The 18,490-nt window shown below is 71.8% G+C and carries 20 protein-coding genes; 4 read left to right on the forward strand and 16 right to left on the reverse strand.

Features of this window, described 5'->3' with window-relative positions; translation table 11 throughout:
- Positions 1-2: 2 nt before the first annotated feature.
- The 6 genes from AB0A97_RS07220 to AB0A97_RS07245 all read right to left on the reverse strand — a co-directional run bounded on the left by AB0A97_RS07220 (position 3) and on the right by AB0A97_RS07245 (position 7,182).
- On the reverse strand, positions 3-686 hold the full coding sequence (locus AB0A97_RS07220; protein WP_361145763.1) for a YceD family protein: 684 nt from the start codon (positions 684-686) through the stop codon (positions 3-5).
- An 86-nt stretch (positions 687-772) separates the two neighbouring features.
- Positions 773-1,855 (reverse strand): cell division initiation protein, encoded by a 1,083-nt coding sequence (locus AB0A97_RS07225; RefSeq protein WP_361147318.1) that lies wholly within the window; start codon positions 1,853-1,855, stop codon positions 773-775.
- Between the two features lie 109 nt (positions 1,856-1,964).
- The gene (gene coaD / locus AB0A97_RS07230) at positions 1,965-2,474 is read right to left on the reverse strand and encodes a pantetheine-phosphate adenylyltransferase (RefSeq protein WP_361145766.1); all 510 of its coding nucleotides are present in this window, start codon (positions 2,472-2,474) and stop codon (positions 1,965-1,967) included.
- Positions 2,471-3,055, reverse strand: coding sequence for a 16S rRNA (guanine(966)-N(2))-methyltransferase RsmD (gene rsmD / locus AB0A97_RS07235; protein ID WP_361145768.1), 585 nt, complete (start codon positions 3,053-3,055; stop codon positions 2,471-2,473). The genes coaD and rsmD overlap by 4 nt, the downstream gene beginning before the upstream one ends.
- A gap of 108 nt (positions 3,056-3,163) precedes the next feature.
- Positions 3,164-5,386 (reverse strand): ATP-dependent DNA helicase RecG, encoded by a 2,223-nt coding sequence (gene recG, locus AB0A97_RS07240; protein ID WP_361145771.1) that lies wholly within the window; start codon positions 5,384-5,386, stop codon positions 3,164-3,166.
- Between the two features lie 83 nt (positions 5,387-5,469).
- A complete protein-coding gene (locus AB0A97_RS07245) occupies positions 5,470-7,182 on the reverse strand; it encodes a DAK2 domain-containing protein (RefSeq protein ID WP_361145773.1) in 1,713 nt (570 codons plus the stop codon).
- Positions 7,183-7,444: 262 nt separating this feature from the next.
- Between AB0A97_RS07245 and rpmB the strand changes: the two genes are divergently transcribed.
- Positions 7,445-7,630, forward strand: a complete 186-nt coding sequence (rpmB, locus tag AB0A97_RS07250; protein WP_003984695.1) for a 50S ribosomal protein L28 — start codon at positions 7,445-7,447, stop codon at positions 7,628-7,630.
- Positions 7,631-7,773: 143 nt separating this feature from the next.
- Here rpmB and thiD read toward each other — a convergent pair whose 3' ends face one another.
- Positions 7,774-8,565, reverse strand: coding sequence for a bifunctional hydroxymethylpyrimidine kinase/phosphomethylpyrimidine kinase (thiD, locus tag AB0A97_RS07255; RefSeq protein WP_361145777.1), 792 nt, complete (start codon positions 8,563-8,565; stop codon positions 7,774-7,776).
- A gap of 103 nt (positions 8,566-8,668) precedes the next feature.
- Positions 8,669-9,649, reverse strand: a complete 981-nt coding sequence (locus AB0A97_RS07260) for a thiamine-phosphate kinase (protein ID WP_361145780.1) — start codon at positions 9,647-9,649, stop codon at positions 8,669-8,671.
- Positions 9,650-9,858: 209 nt separating this feature from the next.
- On the opposite strand from AB0A97_RS07260, the gene AB0A97_RS07265 reads away from it, so the two are divergent.
- Positions 9,859-10,092 (forward strand): Lrp/AsnC ligand binding domain-containing protein, encoded by a 234-nt coding sequence (locus AB0A97_RS07265; RefSeq protein ID WP_030018372.1) that lies wholly within the window; start codon positions 9,859-9,861, stop codon positions 10,090-10,092.
- A gap of 9 nt (positions 10,093-10,101) precedes the next feature.
- Positions 10,102-10,593, forward strand: coding sequence for a DUF3515 domain-containing protein (locus AB0A97_RS07270; RefSeq protein ID WP_361145783.1), 492 nt, complete (start codon positions 10,102-10,104; stop codon positions 10,591-10,593).
- 18 nt (positions 10,594-10,611) lie between these two features.
- Here AB0A97_RS07270 and AB0A97_RS07275 read toward each other — a convergent pair whose 3' ends face one another.
- The 3 genes from AB0A97_RS07275 to AB0A97_RS07285 form a co-directional block, all read right to left on the reverse strand.
- On the reverse strand, positions 10,612-11,748 hold the full coding sequence (locus tag AB0A97_RS07275) for a D-alanine--D-alanine ligase family protein (protein WP_361145786.1): 1,137 nt from the start codon (positions 11,746-11,748) through the stop codon (positions 10,612-10,614).
- 159 nt (positions 11,749-11,907) lie between these two features.
- Positions 11,908-12,909 carry an NAD(P)H-dependent glycerol-3-phosphate dehydrogenase gene (locus tag AB0A97_RS07280; protein ID WP_361145789.1) on the reverse strand — a complete coding sequence of 334 codons (1,002 nt, stop codon included), beginning with the start codon at positions 12,907-12,909 and terminating at the stop codon, positions 11,908-11,910.
- Complete coding sequence (locus AB0A97_RS07285) at positions 12,906-13,736, reverse strand: lysophospholipid acyltransferase family protein (RefSeq protein ID WP_030018368.1); 831 nt, start codon at positions 13,734-13,736, stop codon at positions 12,906-12,908. The genes AB0A97_RS07280 and AB0A97_RS07285 overlap by 4 nt, the downstream gene beginning before the upstream one ends.
- A gap of 140 nt (positions 13,737-13,876) precedes the next feature.
- Here AB0A97_RS07285 and cofC point away from each other — a divergent pair, with 140 nt between their 5' ends.
- Positions 13,877-14,563, forward strand: a complete 687-nt coding sequence (gene cofC, locus AB0A97_RS07290) for a 2-phospho-L-lactate guanylyltransferase (protein ID WP_361145792.1) — start codon at positions 13,877-13,879, stop codon at positions 14,561-14,563.
- Between the two features lie 130 nt (positions 14,564-14,693).
- On the opposite strand, the gene AB0A97_RS07295 is transcribed toward cofC, so the two are convergent.
- From AB0A97_RS07295 to leuC, 5 genes are all read right to left on the reverse strand, one after another.
- Positions 14,694-14,915 carry a hypothetical protein gene (locus AB0A97_RS07295; RefSeq protein ID WP_361145794.1) on the reverse strand — a complete coding sequence of 74 codons (222 nt, stop codon included), beginning with the start codon at positions 14,913-14,915 and terminating at the stop codon, positions 14,694-14,696.
- A 150-nt stretch (positions 14,916-15,065) separates the two neighbouring features.
- A complete protein-coding gene (locus tag AB0A97_RS07300) occupies positions 15,066-15,788 on the reverse strand; it encodes an HU family DNA-binding protein (protein WP_361145797.1) in 723 nt (240 codons plus the stop codon).
- Positions 15,789-15,913: 125 nt separating this feature from the next.
- Positions 15,914-16,159, reverse strand: coding sequence for a hypothetical protein (locus AB0A97_RS07305; protein WP_030018364.1), 246 nt, complete (start codon positions 16,157-16,159; stop codon positions 15,914-15,916).
- A gap of 135 nt (positions 16,160-16,294) precedes the next feature.
- Entirely contained in the window at positions 16,295-16,888 is a 594-nt protein-coding gene (gene leuD, locus AB0A97_RS07310; protein WP_361145800.1) for a 3-isopropylmalate dehydratase small subunit, read from the reverse strand.
- Between the two features lie 6 nt (positions 16,889-16,894).
- On the reverse strand, positions 16,895-18,331 hold the full coding sequence (gene leuC, locus AB0A97_RS07315) for a 3-isopropylmalate dehydratase large subunit (protein ID WP_361145802.1): 1,437 nt from the start codon (positions 18,329-18,331) through the stop codon (positions 16,895-16,897).
- Positions 18,332-18,490 lie beyond the last annotated feature (159 nt).

Raw genomic sequence — 18,490 nt, forward strand, 5'->3', positions numbered from 1 at the left:
GGCTACTTCTCCTGCTTCTCGGCGGCGCGCGCTGATTCAGGCCCGTCGCCGCTCATGTTTTCGTCCTTCTCGCCGGCCGGGTCGGTGGCGAGTCCCTGCAGTGCCGCCCAACGGATGTCGACGGCGTCGTGGTGGTGGTCCGGGTCGTCCGCGAGCCGCTCTCCGCACTGGGAGCACAGGCCCGGGCAGTCGTCCTGGCACACCGGCTGCATCGGCAGTGCGAGCACCACCGCGTCACGCAGCACGGGTTCGAGGTCGAACAGGTCGTCCTCGAGGAAGAGAGTGTCCTCCTCTTCCTCGGCGTCGTCGCCGGGCTCCGCGGTGCGGTTCCTGGCGTCGGCGTCGGGGTAGGAGAACATCTCCTGGAAGTCCGCTACGAGCTCGCGCTCCAGCGGCTCCAGACACCTTACGCACTCCCCCTGGACCGATGCACGGCCGGTGCCTGTGACAAGCACCCCGTCCATGACGGACTCCAGGCGGAAGTCGAGTTCCACCGGCGCGCCCACGGGCACTCCGATGACCTCGTTGCCGAGGTCCCGGGGGGCCTCGACGGTGCGGGAGAGCCGCTGCAGCGCGCCGGGACGACGTCCCAGATCGCGCGTGTCGAACACGAGCGGGGAACGGTGGTCGAGGCGGGCGTTGATGGCTTCCTGCTTTCTACGCTGACGTACGAGCCACCCCGTCACCGGCAGGCAACCGGGCAGCAGAGATCGCGGACGTACACGCGACCGAAGAGCCAGGATACTGGAACGGTCCCGATAGGCCCAATCCGCTACTGGCGCCCCTCCTCGTACTGCCGCAGCCGGTCCAGATCGATCATGCTCGTGTCGAAGAGACTGGTCTCGTCGAGGGCGGCGGGCTGCGCCGCCCCGCCCGCCGGGTCCTGCCCGGGCGGCTGGGGCTGCTGGAGGTAGGCCGCGTTCGGGTCGTAGGGCTGCTGGTGCTGGTGCTGCTGGGCCTGCGGATCCTGCCAGCCGTAGCCGTACGGGTCCTGCTGTGCGTACGAGGCCTGCTGGTAGCCGTAGGCGTCCTGCTGCTGGTAACCCGGGGCGGTGTAGTCGGCGTAGTACTCCTGCCGGCCCCCGGGCTGGGCCTGGGGCGGCACGGTGGGCTGCGGCGGTACGGGGTCGGCCAGCTCGGCGAGCCCGGCCAGGTACTCGGCGTCGCCGGTGTGGCCCGGGTGGTGTCCGTCGGACGGTGCGGCGAGGCTGCCCAGCTCGTCCGTCGGGCGGGCGCCCTGGAGCTTGAGCCGGCCGCGGCCGACGGCCTCCAGGGTCTTGGTCAGGACGGCTTCGAAGGCGCCGAACTTGGCGTCCACGTACCGGTCGGCCCGCTCCTTGAGCGTCTGCGGGTCGGCGCTGCGCTCGGGCGCCTGGACGCCGTCCTCGTCCGGGTGGCCGTCCTCGCCCGGCGCGCGGCCCAGCAGCTTCTCGCGGCCCCGGTCGACCGAGCCGATGGTCTTGGTGAGGACGACCTCGAAGTTGGCCAGCTTGCTGTCCACGTAGTCGTCCGCCTCGGCGCGGACCTCCTCGGCCTCCCGGCGGGCCTCGGCCAGGATGCGGTCGGCCTCGGCCCGGGACTGCCGGGCGACCTCGGTGTCGGAGATCAGCGAGCCGCGGTGGGCGTTGGCGGACTCGATGATCCGCTCCGCCTCGGCACGGGCCTCCTCGACCATCTGCGCACGGTCGCCCAGCACCTCCTGGGCCTGCGCGAGCGACCCGGGCAGCGCGGCCCGCACCTCCTCCAGCATGGCGAGCAGCTCGGCGCGGTTGACCACGCACGAGGCCGACATGGGCATGGACCGGGCGCTGCCGACGGTCCGGACGATCTCGTCGAGCTTTTTCTGCACGTCCACCTTGGACTCGCCACTCTCCGGGTCGGTACGACGGAACGGGGACGACTGTACGTCCACAGCGCCCCACGCCGACACCTGCTGACGGGAGGTCAGGACGTGCCCCGGGCCGTCACTCGGTACCGAGCCGCTTGGTCAGCTCCTCCAGGACGAAGGGCGGCACGAGGTGGGAGACGTCGCCGCCCCAGGCCGCGACCTCCTTGACCAGGCTGGACGAGAGGAAGCTGTAGGTGGGGCTGGTGGGGATGAAGAGGGTCTCGATGCCGGAGAGCCCGTTGTTCATCTGGGCCATCTGCAGCTCGTAGTCGAAGTCGCTGACCGCCCGCAGCCCCTTGACGATGGCGGGGATGTCGCGCTGCTTGCAGAAGTCGACGAGCAGGCCGTGGAAGGACTCGACCTGGACGTTCCCGTACTCGGCGGTGGCCCGGCGGATCAGGTCGATCCGCTCGTCGACCGTGAACAGGCCCTTCTTGGCCTGGTTGATCATCACGGTGACGTGCACGACGTCGTAGAGCCTAGAGGCCCGGGCAATGATGTCCAGATGCCCGTTGGTGATGGGGTCGAACGACCCCGGACAGACTGCGCGGCGCAACTGAGGTTCCTCGCTCTCCGGTCCGGTCATGACGCGTTGTCGCACGTCGAAGCGGCGCGACCGTACCAAAGCGTCCCCTCGCCGTAGCGCCGGGACCGGACGGCCTCGAATCCGGCCGGCCAGGGGAACGGACCGCCTCTGGTGCTCCGCTCCACGGTGACGAGTGCCTCCTCGGCGCACCAGCCCCGTTGATGGAGTGTGAGCAGGATCTCCTCAAGATCGCTGTTGGTGACGGCGTACGGCGGGTCGAGGAAGAGCACGTCGTACGGCTCGTCCGGGGCCGGCCCGGCGATCACCTGCTCGGCCTTGCCGGCCCGCACCTCGGCGCCCGGCAGACCGAGGGTGCGGACGTTGTCCCTGATGGTGCGGACGGCGCGGGCGTCGGCCTCGACCAGCAGGACGTGCGCGGCGCCGCGGGACAGTGCCTCCAGGCCCACGGCGCCGGAGCCGCCGTACAGGTCGAGCACCCGGGCGCCGGACAGCGTGCCGTCCAGCGACTCCCAGGTGGAGAACAGGCCCTCGCGCGCCCGGTCGGAGGTCGGGCGGGTGCCGTTGCCGGGGGGCACGGCCAGGCGCCGGCCGCCGGCCGTGCCGGCGATCACGCGGGTCATGGGTCTCGGTCCTTCGCGCTGCGGGTGGGGCGGCCCGCCTGCGCGGACCACTCCCCACGATATGGCGTCGGACGGGACGAGGCCGCGCCAGCCGGCCCCGCCGCCCGTTCACCCCTTGTCGAGGTACTGCTCGCGCTCGGCGTCCAGCAGGGCCTGGAGGGCGATGCGCAGCTCCGGATAGCCGGACAGTTCGGGGTCGGCGGCGACCACCGAGGTGGCTTCCTCCCGGGCGGCCTCGATGACCTGCTCGTCCTCGATGACGGCGAGCATCCGCAGGGACGTACGGGCGCCGGACTGGGCCTGGCCGAGGACGTCGCCCTCGCGGCGCTGCTCCAGGTCGATACGGGACAGCTCGAAGCCGTCCAGGGTGCCGGCCACGGCGGCGAGCCGGGCCCGCGCGGGGCTGGCCTCGGGCATCTCGCTGACCAGCAGGCACAGCCCCGGGGCCGACCCGCGGCCGACCCGGCCGCGCAGCTGGTGCAGCTGGGAGACGCCGAACCGGTCCGCGTCCATGATCACCATGGCGGTGGCGTTGGGCACGTTCACCCCGACCTCGATGACGGTGGTCGCCACCAGCGCGTCCACCTCGCCGGCCGCGAACCGGCGCATCACCGCGTCCTTGTCGTCCGGGTGCATCCGGCCGTGCAGCACCTCGACGCGCAGCCCGGCGAGCGGCCCCTTCGTGAGCTGGTCGGCGACGTCCAGGACGGCCAGCGGGGGCCGCTTGTCCTCGCCCCCGCCGTCCCCTGCCTCCTCCGCGGACTTCTTCTTGGCGCCCTTGCCCTTCGGCGCCTCCTCCTCGTCACCGATGCGGGGGCAGACCACGTACGCCTGGTGGCCGGACCCGACCTCCTCGCGCACCCGCTCCCAGGCCCGCGCCAGGAAGTGCGGCTTGTCCTTGGCGGGCACGACATGGCTGGCGATCGGCGAGCGCCCGGCGGGGAGTTGGTCCAGTACGGAGGTCTCCAGGTCGCCGAAGACGGTCATCGCGACCGTACGGGGAATGGGGGTGGCCGTCATGACGAGGAGGTGCGGCGGCTGCTTGCCCTTGCCGCGCAGCGCGTCCCGCTGCTCCACACCGAAGCGGTGCTGCTCGTCGACGACGACCAGGCCGAGGTCGTGGAACTGCACCTTGTCCTCGATCAGCGCGTGGGTGCCGATGACGATCCCGGCCTCGCCCGTGACCAGGTCCAGCAGGGCCTGCCGGCGGGCGGCGGCGCCCATCGACCCGGTCAGCAGCACCACCTTCGTGCCGTGCTCGGCGCCGCCCAGCATCCCTCCCTCGGCCAGCTCCCCCATCATCTCGGTGATGGACCGGTGGTGCTGCTGGGCGAGCACTTCGGTGGGCGCGAGCATCGCCGCCTGCCCGCCGGTGTCCACGACGGCGAGCATGGCGCGCAGGGCGACCATCGTCTTCCCGCTGCCGACTTCCCCTTGCAGGAGCCGGTGCATCGGGTGGTCCGTCGCCAGGTCGTCGAAGATCTCGCGGCTGACCTTCTGCTGGCCTTCGGTGAGGGTGAAGGGGAGTTTCGCGTCGAAGGCGTCGAGCAGGCCGCCCGGGGTCAACGGGCGTGGGGTTGCGGGGAGTTGGGTCTCCGCCATGCGGCGGCGGGCGAGGGCCACCTGGAGGACGAACGCCTCGTCCCACTTGAGCCGGGAGCGGGCGTCCTCGATGTCCGCCTTCGTGCGCGGGCGGTGGACCTTCTCCAGGGCGTCCGGGAGCGGCAGCAGGGCCCGGCCCGCGCGCAGCGCCTCCGGCAGCGGGTCGAGTGCCTCGCGGGCGCTGGGCAGCACCGCGTCGACGGCCTTGGTGATCTTCCAGGAGGCCATCTGCTGGCAGGCCGGGTAGATCGGCATGAGGCGGCCGGCGAAGGCGTCCACGGCCTCCTCGCCGGTCGCGCCCCCCTCGCCTTCCAGCAGCGCGTATTCGGGGTGGGCCAGTTGCAGCTTGCGGTTGAAGACCGAGACCTTGCCCGCGAACATCGCGCGGCGGCCGGGCAGCAGGTCCTTGTGCGGTTTGTGGATGCCCTTGCCGAAGAAGACGAGCTGGAGGCGGCCGCTGCCGTCGGTGAGGGTCACTTCCAGGCGCTGGCCGCGGCCGTTGTTGAACTTCAGCACGCGGGCGTCCGCGACCCGCGCGACGACCGTGACGTGTTCGTCCAGCGGCAGGTCGGAGAGCCGGGTCAGCTCACCGCGCTCCGCGTATCTGCGCGGATAGTGGTGCAGCAGGTCGCCGACCGTGTGCAGGCCGAGATGCTCGGCCATCACCTTGGCGGTGGTGCCACCGAGAATCTTCTTCAGGGGTTCGTCGAGCGCGGACACGCAGACCATTGCACACCACGCCACTGACATCCGGCGGCAGGCCCCGGAATTCCGCCGGGACGGCCCGGATTCCCGCACCGCCTTCCGGGGCGTTATTCGACGCCGATGAGAAGGGGGGCACCGCGCTGTCCGCCTTCGTAGACGACGGTGTCCACGGCCAGGTGGCGTTCCCGTACGTGCCTTTCCAGGCGCTCCGCGAGGGAATCGGGGAAATCCGCGCCCAGGACGAGCGTCACCATTTCCCCGCCCGCGGAGAGCATCCGGTCCAGTACGGTCACCGCGGTCGCGGCCAGGTCGGAGCCGATCACCACCACGTCCCCGTCGATCAGCCCGAGGACGTCGCCGGCCTGGCAGACGCCGGCCATCGTCCAGGACTGCCGTTCGGCGACGGCCAGCTCGGCGTAGCGGGTGGCGCCCGCGGCCGAGGTCATGGCCACCATGTCCTCGTCGAAGCTGCGGGCGGGCTCGTGCACGGCCAGCGCGGCGATGCCCTGGACGGCGGCGCGGGTGGGGATCAGGGCGACCCGTACGCCTTCGGTACGGGCCTGCTCGGCCGCGGCGGCGGCCGTGTGCCGCAGCTCGGGATCGTTGGGCAGCAGCATCACCTCGCGGGCGTTCGCCTGCCGGATGGCCTGCACCAGCTCGCCGCTGGCGGGCGGCTCCCCGGGGCGTACGGTCACCGCGGTCGCGCCGACCTCGGCGCACAGACCGGCGAGCCCGTCACCCGGCACCACGGCCACCACGGCGCGCGCCGCGGGCTCGGGCGCGCGGCGGCGGGCGCCCCGGCCGCCGCCGTCCGGTGCCCCGAAGTGGGTGATGCGGATGCGGTGCGGGCGGCCCGCCTCGATGCCCGCCTCGACGGCGGCGCCCGCGTCGTCCACGTGGACGTGCACGTTCCACAGCCCGTCGCCGCCGACGACCACCAGGGAGTCGCCCAGGCCGTCCAGCCGTGCGCGCAGCCGGACCACGGCGGAGTCGTCGGCCTCCAGGAGGTAGATCACTTCGAAGGCGGGACCGTCCGGGTCGGCGTCGTCGCCGTGGGCCGTGCCCTCCGGGCGCTGCTCCGCGGAGGCCGGTCCGTCCCCGCCCGCCGCCGGGCAGCCGCCCGCCACCGGCACGGGAGCGTCCGGCCGTACGGTGATCGCCGCGGTCGGCACTTCTCCGGAGAGCGCCCCGGCCAGCGCGCCCAGCAGGGCGACCAGGCCGCAGCCGCCCGCGTCCACGACGCCCGCCCGGCCCAGGACCGCGAGCTGGCCCGGCGTCGCGTCCAGGGCGGTACGTGCTCCTTCGTACGCGGCCCTGGCGACCGCCGCCGGGGTCCCGTCGGCCCGCTCCGCCGCCTGCGCGGCCACGGTGGCGACCGTCAGGACCGTGCCCTCGACGGGGTGCGCCACCGCCTCGTACGTCGACTCGGCCGCCCGCCGCAGGGCCCGCTTGAGCGCCGCCGCCGGGCCGCCGGGCCCAGAACCGACCTCACCCCCGGCCCCCAGAATCTCCGCCATCCCGCGCAGTAGCTGCGCGAGGATCGTGCCGGAGTTGCCGCGGGCGCCGATCAGGGCGCCGTGGGCCATGGCGCCGACGGCGTCGGCCAGGTCCGGGGCGGTGCCCGAGGCGCCGTGGCCGTCGAAGGCGGCCTCGACCGCGCGGGCCGCGGACTCCACGGTCAGGTACAGGTTGGTGCCGGTGTCGCCGTCGGCCACGGGGTAGACGTTGATCGCGTCGATCCGCTCGCGCTCGCGGCCCAGGGCCTGGAGCGCGAGGGCGCACCAGGTACGTACCGCATCGGCGTCGAGCGGGTGCGGCACCGTTCGTCCTCCTCGGCCAGCGGCCCTCGGCGGGCTCGGCTCGGTCATGCGATCCACCGCACAGTAGTGGCGCGGGGGCCCGGCGGCCGGGGCGGGGGCCGGGGCGCTCATGGTAGTTTCGTTCTACGGGAGCGGTCGTTGTATGCTGCTCCGGTTGCCCGATGCGAATCGGGCCATTCCTCTCCTGGCGAATCGGGTCGGTTCAATGCACTCCGCTCGCCGGGATTCACCGTAAGTGCATCTGAAGTCTTTGGAGTGACCCGTGGCTGCCAACTGCGACGTCTGCGGCAAGGGGCCGGGCTTCGGCAAGAGCGTTTCCCACTCGCACCGCCGTACCAACCGTCGTTGGAACCCCAACATCCAGACGGTGCGCGCGGTCATCGGGCGCACGCCGAAGCGGCTCAACGTCTGCACCTCGTGCATCAAGGCCGGCAAGGTCTCGCGCTGACGTCCTAGTCGAAGCGCAGCCCCGCCGGTTGCCTGAAAGCCGGTCCACCTCGGTGGGCCGGCTTTTTGCCGTACCGGGAGCCCGTACGCCCGGAGCCCGTACACCCGGAGCCCTACGCCCTGATGCCGGGCACCGGGCACCTCCTAGCCCCGCATCCGCCAGCCATGATCCACCGGCCCGATCCCCGCGCCCAGGCGGAAGCCGCCCGCGATGGCGCCGGTGACGTACTCCTTGGCCGCCGTCACGGCCTCCGGGACCGTGTCCCCCAGGGCGAGCCGGGCGGCGACGGCGCTGGCGAGGGTGCAGCCGGTGCCGTGGGTGTGCCGGTTGTCGTGCCGCGGGGCGCGCAGCCAGTGCTCCTCGGTGCCGTCGGTGAGCAGGTCGACGGCGTCGCCCTCCAGATGGCCCCCCTTGATCAGCGCCCAGCGCGACCCGAAGCCGAGGACCGCGGCGGCGGCGCGCGGCAGATCGGCCTCTTCCCGCACCCGTACGCCTGTGAGCTGCGCCACTTCGTCGAGGTTGGGGGTGGCGAGGGTGGCCGTCGGCAGCAGCTTGGTGCGGACGGCGTCCAGCGCGGAGGCGGCCAGCAGGGCGTCGCCGTGCTTGGAGAGGCCGACCGGGTCGACGACGACCGGCACGGACACCCCGGCGAGCAGGGCGGCGACGGTCTCGACCAGTTCGGGTGAGGACAGCATCCCGGTCTTGACGGCCTGGACGCCGATGTCGTCGACGACGCTGCGGAACTGGGCCCGGACGGCTTCGGCGGGCAGTTCCCACGCGCCCTGCACGCCGAGTGAGTTCTGCGCGGTGACGGCGGTCAGCACGCTCATGCCGTGCGTGCCGAGCGCCAGCATCGTCTTCAGGTCGGCCTGGATGCCCGCGCCGCCGCCGGAGTCGGACCCGGCGACGGTCAGGACGCGTGGAGGTGTGCGCATACCGGCGAATCTACCGGGGCGCCGTGCGGGGCCTGGCCGCGGTCCCTCAGGCGCGGACCGGTCCCGCGGTTCCTTCTCGGGCGCGTGTTCGGCCCGCGGTCCCTCAGGCGCCCGGCTGCTCGCCGTCCTCGTCCTCGCCGAAGTGGTCCCAGCCCGCGCTGGACCACGGTGCGCCGTCCACCGTCACCTGCGGCAGCGCCGACGGGTTCAGCACCTCGCCGATCACCTTCCAGCGGGCGGGCAGCTTCACGTCCGGCGGGAACGTCGCCACGATGGCGTGGTCCTCGCCTCCGTTGAGCACCCACTGCATCGGGTCCACGCCGACCGCCGTACCGATGTCGGACATCTGCGAGGGGATGTCGATCTGGCCCGAGCGCAGGTCGATACGGACCTTGCTGGCCTCGGCGATGTGGCCGAGGTCGGCGACCAGGCCGTCGCTGACGTCCGTCATGGCGGTGGCGCCGAGACCGGCCGCCGCCGGGCCCGCGTGGTACGGGGGTTCGGGGCGGCGGTGCGCCTCCACGAAGGCGCGCGGGGAGCGGAAGCCGCGGGTGAGGACCGCGTAGCCGGCCGCCGACCAGCCCAGCCAGCCGGTGACGGCGACGACGTCGCCCGGCTGGGCACCGGATCGGGTGACCGGTTCCTGGTTGCGGAGGTCACCCAGTGCGGTGATGGCGACGGTGATGGTGTCGCCGCGTACGACGTCGCCGCCGACCACGGCGGCGCCCGCCACCTGGCACTCGTCGCGCAGCCCGTCCATCAGCTCGGTCGCCCAGGTCGCGGGCAGTTCGGCGGGTACGACCAGGCCGAGCAGGATGGCGGTGGGCACCGCTCCCATGGCGGCGATGTCGGCCAGGTTCTGCGCGGCGGCCTTGCGGCCCACGTCGTAGGCGGTGGACCAGTCGCGGCGGAAGTGCCGCCCTTCGAGAAGTACGTCGGTGCTGGCCACGACCCTGCGGTCGGGCGCGGTGACCACCGCGGCGTCGTCGCCCGGACCGATCCGTACGGCCGGGGTGGCGGTGAGCCGGGAGGTCAGCTCCCTGATCAGCCCGAACTCTCCCAGCTCGCCCACGGTGCCCTTCATGCTGCTGCCCTTCCGATGCGTACGGACGATCCGTACTGCGCTGCCGATCCGTACTCCGTCACCGCGTGTCCGGCCCCCGCTCCCCCGGGGCGGCCGGTCCCCGCGCCGCGCGTCGCGTTCCCCGCCCGGGTCTCCCCGGCGCGCGCGCCGACGCGGTACCGTGGCGTCCCTTCTTCCCACATGATCCTCGAAGCCGCCCTGGAGGTCCCGTGGTACAGGCGTACATCCTGATCCAGACCGAGGTGGGCAAGGCGTCGGCCGTGGCGGAAGTAATCGCCAAGATCCCCGGCGTGATCCAGGCCGAGGACGTCACCGGTCCGTACGACGTGATCGTGCGGGCCCAGGCCGACACGGTCGACGAACTCGGCCGCATGGTGGTCGCCAAGGTTCAGCAGGTGGACGGCATCACCCGCACCCTGACCTGCCCGGTGGTCCATCTCTAGCTCCCCCGTATGCTCGGCCGGGTGATCTCCTCGTCGCGCCGGCTGCTGATTCCGGCCCTGCTCACCGTGGCGTTCGCCGCGGTGGGCTGCTCGTCCTCGGTCCCCGTCGCCGCCCCCGCGCCCGAGGGCGACTCCGCGCGGCAGTGCCGGGCGCTCCAGAAGAAGTTGCCGCGGACCGTGGACGGGCTGGAGCGGGGCACCGCCGATCCGGTCTCGGACTTCACCGCCGTCTGGGGCGATCCCGCCGTCCGGCTGCGCTGCGGGGTACGCAAGCCCGCCGTGCTGACGCCTGGGAGTGAACATTACAACCCCGGTGCGGACGCGGCGGAAGTCGACGGTGTCGACTGGCTCTTCGAGCAGCAGGACGACGGATACCGCTTCACGACCGTACTGCGCAAGACGTACGTCGAGGTGAGCGTGCCGGGGAAGTACGCCCCCGAGGTCGATGTGCTCACCGACCTCGCGGACGCCGTACGCACGACGGTGCCGGCCGGGGTCTGAGGCCGCCGGCCGGCCGCCTCAGCGCAGCCCGGTGGAGCGCCGCAGCGCCGCCTGGATCAGCCGGTCGACCAGCTCCGGGTAGCTGACGCCGCTCTCCTGCCACATCCGCGGGTACATCGAGATGGGCGTGAAACCGGGCAGCGTGTTGATCTCGTTGATCACGAACTCGCCGTTCTCCTGGAGGAAGAAGTCGGCGCGCACCAGTCCCTCGCAGGAGGCCGCCTCGAAGGCCGCCACAGCCAGCTCCCGGACGCGCGCGGTCTGCTCCTCGGCGAGCGGCGCGGGCACGATGCCGCTGGCCGAGTCGATGTACTTGGCCTCGAAGTCGTAGAAGGAGTGGTCCGAGACCGGCGGGATCTCGGCCGGGACGCTGGCGCGCGGGCCGTCCTCGAACTCCAGGACGCCGCACTCGATCTCCCGGCCGGTCAGCAGCGACTCCACGATGATCTTGGGGTCGTGGCGGCGGGCCTCCGCGACGGCCGCGTCCAGGCCGGAGAGGGCGTCCACCTTGGTGATGCCCATGGAGGAACCGGCGCGGGCGGGCTTCACGAACAGCGGCCAGCCGTGTTCCCCGGCGAAGTCCACGATCTTCTTGCGGGCCGCCGCCGGGGCCTGCTCCCACTCGCGGGGGCGGACGACCTCGTACGGGCCGACCGGCAGCCCGAAGGAGGTGAACACCCGCTTCATGTAGTCCTTGTCCTGGCCGACGGCCGAGGCGAGCACACCGGAGCCCACGTAGGGCACGCCGGACAGCTCCAGGAGGCCCTGGAGGGTGCCGTCCTCACCGTACGGGCCGTGCAGCACCGGGAAGACGACGTCGACCTCGCCGAGCACCTTGGGCGTCGTGCCGGGCTCGCTGTAGACGACCTCGCGGCTGGTCGGGTCCACCGGCAGGACGACGGTGCCCTCGGCGGATCCGCTCAGCTCCGCCACGTTCGGCAGCTTCCGGTCCGTGATGGCCATCCGCTCCGGGGCGTCGGCGGTCAGCACCCACCGTCCGTCGGTCGTGATGCCGATGGGCAGCACGTCGTACTTCTCGCGGTCGATGGCGGCCAGCACGGCGCCCGCGGTGACCACGGAGATGGCGTGCTCGGAGCTGCGCCCGCCGAACACGACGGCGACGCGGGGCTTCTGGGAAGGGGTCTCGCTGCTCATATCGCGTTGAGCGTACCTGCTGCCCCAGGAGGAGTCGGAGCCTGTGTCACCACCCCGGCCCCGGGAGTCGCCGCGGGCCCCGCGGCCGGGCGGGGCCGGGGGCCGGAGCCGGTCCCGGGGCACCGGCCCGTACGCCTCCCGGGCGTGGCGCGAGCGCGCTCAGTGCCGCTCGGGCTTGGCGCTGCGCGCCATCAGTTCCTTGAGGGCCACCAGCGGCGGCTTGCCCTCGTGGACGATGTCCACGACCGTCTCGGTGATCGGCATGTCGACGCCGTGCCGGCGGGCGAGATCCAGTACCGACTCGCAGGACTTGACGCCCTCCGCGGTCTGCTTGGTGACCGCGATGGTCTCCTCCAGCGTCATGCCGCGGCCCAGGTTGGCGCCGAAGGTGTTGTTGCGGGACAGCGGCGAGGAGCAGGTGGCGACCAGGTCGCCCATGCCGGCGAGGCCGGCGAAGGTGTGCGCGTCGGCGCCCATCGCCAGGCCCAGCCGGGTCGTTTCGGCGAGGCCGCGGGTGATCAGGGACGCCTTGGCGTTGTCGCCCAGACCCATGCCGCCGGCCATGCCGACCGCCAGCGCGATGACGTTCTTGACCGCGCCGCCCAGCTCGGCGCCGACCACGTCGGTGTTGGTGTACGGGCGGAAGTAGGGGGTGTGGCAGGCGGCCTGGAGGCGCCGGGCCACGGCTTCGTCCGCACAGGCGACGACCGCGGCGGCGGGCTGCCGGGCGGCGATCTCCTTGGCGAGGTTGGGGCCGGTCAGCACCGCGACCCGCTCGGCGGGAGCCTTGGCGACCTCCTCGACGACCTCACTCATCCGCTTGGCGGTGCCCAGTTCGACGCCCTTCATCAGGGAGACCAGGACGGTGTCGGCGGGCAGCAGCGGCGCCCAGGCGGCGAGGTTCTCGCGCAGCGTCTGCGAGGGGATGGCCAGGACGGTGAAATCGGCGCCGTGCGCGGCCTCCGCGGGGTCGGTGGTGGCCCGTACGGTGTCCGGCAGCTCCGCGTCCGGCAGGTAGTCGGGGTTGGTACGGCCGGTGTTGATGGCGTCGACCAGGCCCGCTCTGCGGCCCCACATCGTCACCTCGCAGCCCGCGTCGCCGAGCACCATCGCGAATGCGGTGCCCCAGGACCCCGTGCCGTAGACGGCGCAGCGCGTCACTTGCCTTCATCCTCCTGTGTCTTCGGTGCCTGGTCGTCCAGTTTCACGCCCTGCTCGTCCAGCTTCCGCGCCCGCTCGGCGGCCTGCTGTTCGCGACGGGCCCGGCTGCGCCGGACGGCGTCCTTGCGGTGGTCGTACGGTTCGGCCGGCGCCGGTTCGTCCCGCACCTCGGCGAGGATCGCGGTGACGGCGGCCATGACCTTGTCGGTCACCTCGCGCAGCACCTCGGCGGTGGGCTCCTTGCCGTAGAACTCGCTCAGGTCGACCGCCGGCCCCGCCTTGACCCGCAGGGTCTTGCGCGGGAAGAGCCGCAGCTTCTTCTCCTTGGCGTACGGCGGCATGACCTCGTTGGCGCCCCACTGCGCCACCGGGATGACCGGCGCCTTGGTGAGCAACGCCACCCGGGCGGCCCCGGTCTTGCCCTGCATGGGCCACATGTCGGGGTCGCGGGTGAGGGTGCCCTCGGGGTAGAAAGCGACGCATTCGCCCTTGTTGATGGCGGCCACCGCGGCGCGGAAGGCCACCGCGGCGTCGGCGGATTCCCGGTAGACGGGGATCTGGCCGGTTCCGCGCATCATCAGGCCGACGAAGCCGCCCTTGAAGAGTCCGGACTTGGCGAGGAATCGCGGGACCCGGCCGGTGTTGTACTGGTAGTGCGCATACGACAGCGGGTCCAGATACGAGTTGTGGTTGACCGCGGTGATGAATCCGCCGTCGGCGGGAATGTGCTCCATTCCCTGCCAGTCCCGCTTGAACAGAACCAGGAGCGGCGGTTTGCAGATGACCGCGGCCAAGCGGTACCAGAAGCCGATTCTGCGGCGGGACACTGGGACACCCTCCTTGTGGGATCTGCTGAGCTGCTGCGACCCGGCAGCCGCACAAGTGTCGCCCCAGGTACCCGCTATGTCGAGAACACCGTAACCCCGCCGCTCACGGAAGGCGGTGGCGGCGGGTGAGAATGAGGGCGATGCGAAGAGACGGAGCGGACGTGGGCTGGAGCCTGGTCGTACCGCTGAAACCCCTGGTACGGGCGAAGAGCAGGCTGTCCCGGGCGGCGGGGGAACAGCTCCGGCCCCAGTTGGCACTGGCGTTCGCGCTGGACACCGTGACGGCTGCGCTGGCCTGCGAAGACGTCCTGGATGTGGCGGTTGTCACGGACGATCCGGTGGCCGGGGAGCGGTTGGCGGCCCTCGGAGCGCGGGTCGTCGCCGACGTGCCGGGCCGCGGCCTGAACGCCGCGCTGGCGTACGGCGCGGGTCTGGTGCGGCGGCGGCGCGCCGCCGCGGCCGTGGCGGCACTGAACGCGGATCTCCCGGCGTTGCGTCCCGCGGAACTGGGGCGGGTGCTGTCGGCCGCCGCGGCATTTCCCCGGGCATTTCTCGCGGATGCGGCGGAAATCGGGACGACACTGCTGTGCGCGGCTCCGGGAGTGGAATTGGCACCCGCTTTCGGGGGGCCGTCCCGGGCGCGTCACCGCGAATCGGGAGCGCGGGAGATCGTGCTGCCGGGGACCGAATCCGTACGCCGGGACGTGGACACCGGGGAGGATCTGCGGGCCGCGCTGGCACTGGGTGTGGGGCGGCACACCGCCCGCTGTGTGCCGCGGATGCGGGCTTACCCGGCGGCGGAAGGCGTCCGGGCGCCCGGAGTATGACGCAATGCGGCGGGGTGCCCGGAGGGCGGCAGAGAACCGTCACACCGCCGGGAAGGGCGCCGGAAAGCCGCTGGAACCCCTGACTAGTGCCGGAAGACCGCCGGAAGCCCTGGCAAGTGCCGGAAAGCCGTCAGAACGTCTGAAGAGTGACGAGCACGATGCGGCGACCGTCCGTCTCCTTGCCGTCGCCGGCCTCGCCCTCGACGTCGACACGGACCCGCTGGCCGGGCCGCAGCAGCCGCAGGCCGCCCGCGTCGAAGGCCGCGGCGTCGAAGGGCAGCGGGGTGCCGTCGTCGAGCAGCACGCTGCCGGAACGGGTCTGGGCGTCGTAGGTGTACGCGGTGGCCTGCATGGTGACCAGCCTAGACGGCACAGGGCTCCGGGCCGCGCCGCGCACCGCGTCGGGGGCCGCGCCGCACACCGGGCGGGCGGTCCGGGACGCACCGCGGGCCGGGCCCCCCGAGGGGGGTCCGGCCCGACGCGTGGCGTCGCCGCTGCTGGATTACCGCTTGCGGGCGGTGGTCTTCTTGGCGGTGGTCTTGCGGGCCGTGGTCTTCTTGGCCGGGGCCTTCTTGGCCGTCGCCTTGGTCGCGGGCGCGGTCTTCTTGGCCGTCGCCTTCTTGGCGGTGGCGGTGGCCTTCTTGGCCGGGGTGGCCTTCTTGGCGGTGGCCGTGGTCTTCTTGGCCGCCGACTTCTTCGCCGTGGCCGTGGTGGTGGCCTTCTTCGCCGCCGGGGTGGCCTTCTTGGCGGTGGCCGTGGCCTTCTTCGCCGTGGCGGTGGTCTTCTTCGCCGGCGTGGCCTTCTTGGCGGTGGCCGTGGTCTTCTTCGCGGCCGACGACTTCTTGGCCGTGGCCTTCTTGGCGGCGGCCTTGGCCGTCGTACGGGTGGAACCGCCCGAAAGGCTGCCCTTGGGGGCCTTCTTGACGGCCACGTCGTTCTTCGGGAGCTTCTTCGAGCCGCTGACCAGGTCCTTGAAGCCCTGACCCGCGCGGAAACGCGGCACCGAGGTCTTCTTGACCCGCACCCGCTCACCCGTCTGCGGGTTGCGGGCGTAGCGGGCCGGCCGGTCCACCTTCTCGAACGAACCGAATCCGGTGACCGATACGCGGTCGCCGGAGACAACTGCACGGACGATTGCGTCCAGTACCGCGTCCACCGCGTCCGCGGCGTTCTGACGGCCGCCGAGCTTGTCGGCAATGGCTTCTACGAGCTGCGCCTTGTTCACGTCTTCCCCTTCGGAGACATTGCTGGAACGAAAGTGTTCAAGCCTTTTCGCACGTTAGGCAGATATATACCGCAAATCAAACACGAAACGGGCTAATCACCCTTGTGCCGCAACGAACTCGACCTTCACGGAGTTCCATCGGCGTGCACGTCCACGGGAAAACGACCCTCGTCGAGGTCGTTCATGAACCACTCCAGACGCCTTGCCGCGTCCGCCAGATCGTGTTTCGCCGCCGCCGTGATGACGAGCAGCTTCCGGGTCAGCGCCATGCGTACGCCCTCCGGGACTTGCAGTGTCCGCACTCGTGTGTGTGCGTCCTTGAGTCGGTCGGCGACGAGACCGTAGAGCTCGAGTTGGTCGTCGCGTTCCATGCGCTAATTGTGCCATCTGCGGCGAGTTGTCGCTTCACGGGGCCTCAACGGCAGCCTTCACACGCCGATGCGCCCCCTGCCAACTAGCAAGGGGCGCATCGTACGCAATAAGGCTTTGAGCCAAAAAACCCGAGGTCAGACTACTACCGTACGCGGTTTGAACGACGGCCTGTTCGCCTCGTACCCGGCGATGGCCTCCTCCTCCCGAAGAGTGAGGCTGATGTCGTCCAGTCCCTCCAGCAGCCGCCAACGCGCGTTCTCGTCCAGCTCGAACCCAGCGGTGATGCCCGGTGCCCGGACCTGCCGGCCGACGAGGTCGACGGTGACCTCGGCCGCGGGGTCCGCCTCGGCGAGCTTCTGCAGCGCCTCGACGGTCTCCTGCGGGAGCACCACGGTCAGCAGTCCGTTCTTCAGCGAGTTGCCCCGGAAGATGTCGGCGAAACGCGAGGAGATGACGGCTTTGAAGCCGTAGTTCTGCAGGGCCCACACCGCGTGCTCACGCGAGGAGCCGGTGCCGAAGTCGGGCCCGGCCACCAGGACGGTCGCCCCCCGGTACGCCTCCTGGTTCAGCACGAACCCCGGGTCCTTGCGCCAGGCCTCGAAGAGCCCGTCCTCGAAACCGTCGCGGGTGACCTTCTTGAGCCAGTGGGCCGGGATGATCTGGTCGGTGTCGACGTTGCTGCGGCGCAGCGGTACGGCCCGGCCGGTGTGCGTGGTGAAAGCTTCCATGGTGGTTCAGACTCCCGCGGGCGTGCGTACGTCGGCGTCGGCGTCGGACAGGTCGGCCGGCGATGCCAGATGGCCGAGAACCGCCGTTGCGGCGGCGACCTGGGGCGAGACCAGGTGGGTGCGGCCGCCCTTGCCCTGCCGCCCCTCGAAGTTGCGGTTGGAGGTCGAGGCGGAACGCTCGCCGGGCGCAAGCTGGTCCGGGTTCATCCCGAGGCACATCGAGCAGCCGGCGTGCCGCCACTCGGCACCGGCCTGGGTGAAGACCTTGTCGAGGCCTTCCGAGACCGCCTGGAGGGAGACCCGCACCGAGCCCGGTACGACGAGCATCCGTACGCCGTCGGCGACCCGGCGGCCCCGTACGATCTCGGCGGCGGAGCGCAGATCCTCGATGCGTCCGTTGGTGCACGAACCTACGAAGACGGTGTCCACACGGATGTCGCGCAGCGGCTGACCGGCCGTCAACCCCATGTATTCCAGGGCCTTTTCGGCGGCGAAGCGCTCCGATGCGTCCTCGTACGAAGCGGGGTCGGGGACGGCCGCCGAAAGGGGTGCGCCCTGGCCCGGGTTGGTGCCCCAGGTGACGAACGGGGCCAGCTCGGAGGCGTCCACGACGACCTCGTGGTCGAAGACCGCGTCGTCGTCGGTGCGCAGGGTCTTCCAGTACGCGACGGCGTCGTCCCAGTCCGCCCCCCGGGGCGCGTGGTCGCGGCCCTGGAGGTAGGCGAAGGTGGTCTCGTCGGGGGCGATCATGCCGGCCCGGGCGCCCGCCTCGATGGACATGTTGCAGATGGTCATCCGGGCCTCCATCGAGAGCTTCTCGATGGCCTCGCCGCGGTACTCGATGACGTAGCCCTGGCCGCCGCCGGTGCCGATCCGGGCGATGACGGCGAGGATCAGGTCCTTGGCGGTGACGCCGTCCGGCAGCTCGCCCTCGACGGTGACGGCCATGGTCTTGAAGGGCGCCATCGGCAGCGTCTGGGTGGCCAGCACGTGCTCGACCTGGCTGGTGCCGATGCCGAAGGCCAGCGCGCCGAACGCGCCGTGGGTGGAGGTGTGGCTGTCGCCGCAGACCACGGTGGTGCCCGGCTGGGTCAGTCCCAACTGCGGTCCCACTACGTGGACGACTCCCTGCTCGACGTCGCCCAGCGGGTGCAGCCGGACGCCGAACTCCGCGCAGTTCTTGCGCAGCGTCTCCAGTTGGGTGCGGGAGACGGGGTCGGCGATGGGCTTGTCGATGTCGAGGGTGGGGGTGTTGTGGTCCTCGGTGGCGATGGTGAGGTCGGTGCGCCGCACCGGCCGGCCGGCCTTGCGCAGGCCGTCGAACGCCTGCGGGCTGGTCACCTCGTGGAGCAGGTGCAGGTCGATGAAGAGGAGGTCGGGTTCGCCTTCGGCGCGCCGGACGACATGGTCGTCCCAGACCTTCTCCGCGAGTGTCCGTGCCATCGCTTTCCCTCCGGCCGGCCGCATTGCCGGCCCAACTCGACTGTGTACGCGGCGCCCGTCCCCCGGATCCGGACGCCGTGCCGGGCCCTGGTCGAGGGCCGCGACTACAGATTGGCGGCTTCCCAGGAAAATTGAACTTGCGTTTCACACTGTGAGACG

The sequence above is a fragment of the Streptomyces sp. NPDC045470 genome (assembly GCF_040646595.1).
In the GTDB taxonomy this organism is placed as follows: Bacteria; Actinomycetota; Actinomycetes; order Streptomycetales; family Streptomycetaceae; genus Streptomyces.

Excerpts from the sequence above, each read along its gene's own strand:
- AB0A97_RS07260 (WP_361145780.1), bottom strand. The coding sequence starts at position 9,649 with ATGAAGGGCACCGTGGGCGAGCTGGGAGAGTTCGGGCTGATCAGGGAG.
- leuC (WP_361145802.1), bottom strand. The coding sequence starts at position 18,331 with ATGGCACGGACACTCGCGGAGAAGGTCTGGGACGACCATGTCGTCCGG.
- AB0A97_RS07275 (WP_361145786.1), bottom strand. The coding sequence starts at position 11,748 with ATGAGCAGCGAGACCCCTTCCCAGAAGCCCCGCGTCGCCGTCGTGTTC.
- recG (WP_361145771.1), bottom strand. The coding sequence starts at position 5,386 with ATGGTCTGCGTGTCCGCGCTCGACGAACCCCTGAAGAAGATTCTCGGT.
- AB0A97_RS07305 (WP_030018364.1), bottom strand. The coding sequence starts at position 16,159 with ATGGAACGCGACGACCAACTCGAGCTCTACGGTCTCGTCGCCGACCGA.
- AB0A97_RS07295 (WP_361145794.1), bottom strand. The coding sequence starts at position 14,915 with ATGCAGGCCACCGCGTACACCTACGACGCCCAGACCCGTTCCGGCAGC.
- AB0A97_RS07270 (WP_361145783.1), top strand. The coding sequence starts at position 10,102 with ATGCTCGGCCGGGTGATCTCCTCGTCGCGCCGGCTGCTGATTCCGGCC.
- rsmD (WP_361145768.1), bottom strand. The coding sequence starts at position 3,055 with ATGACCCGCGTGATCGCCGGCACGGCCGGCGGCCGGCGCCTGGCCGTG.
- leuD (WP_361145800.1), bottom strand. The coding sequence starts at position 16,888 with ATGGAAGCTTTCACCACGCACACCGGCCGGGCCGTACCGCTGCGCCGC.
- cofC (WP_361145792.1), top strand. The coding sequence starts at position 13,877 with ATGCGAAGAGACGGAGCGGACGTGGGCTGGAGCCTGGTCGTACCGCTG.
- thiD (WP_361145777.1), bottom strand. The coding sequence starts at position 8,565 with ATGCGCACACCTCCACGCGTCCTGACCGTCGCCGGGTCCGACTCCGGC.
- coaD (WP_361145766.1), bottom strand. The coding sequence starts at position 2,474 with ATGACCGGACCGGAGAGCGAGGAACCTCAGTTGCGCCGCGCAGTCTGT.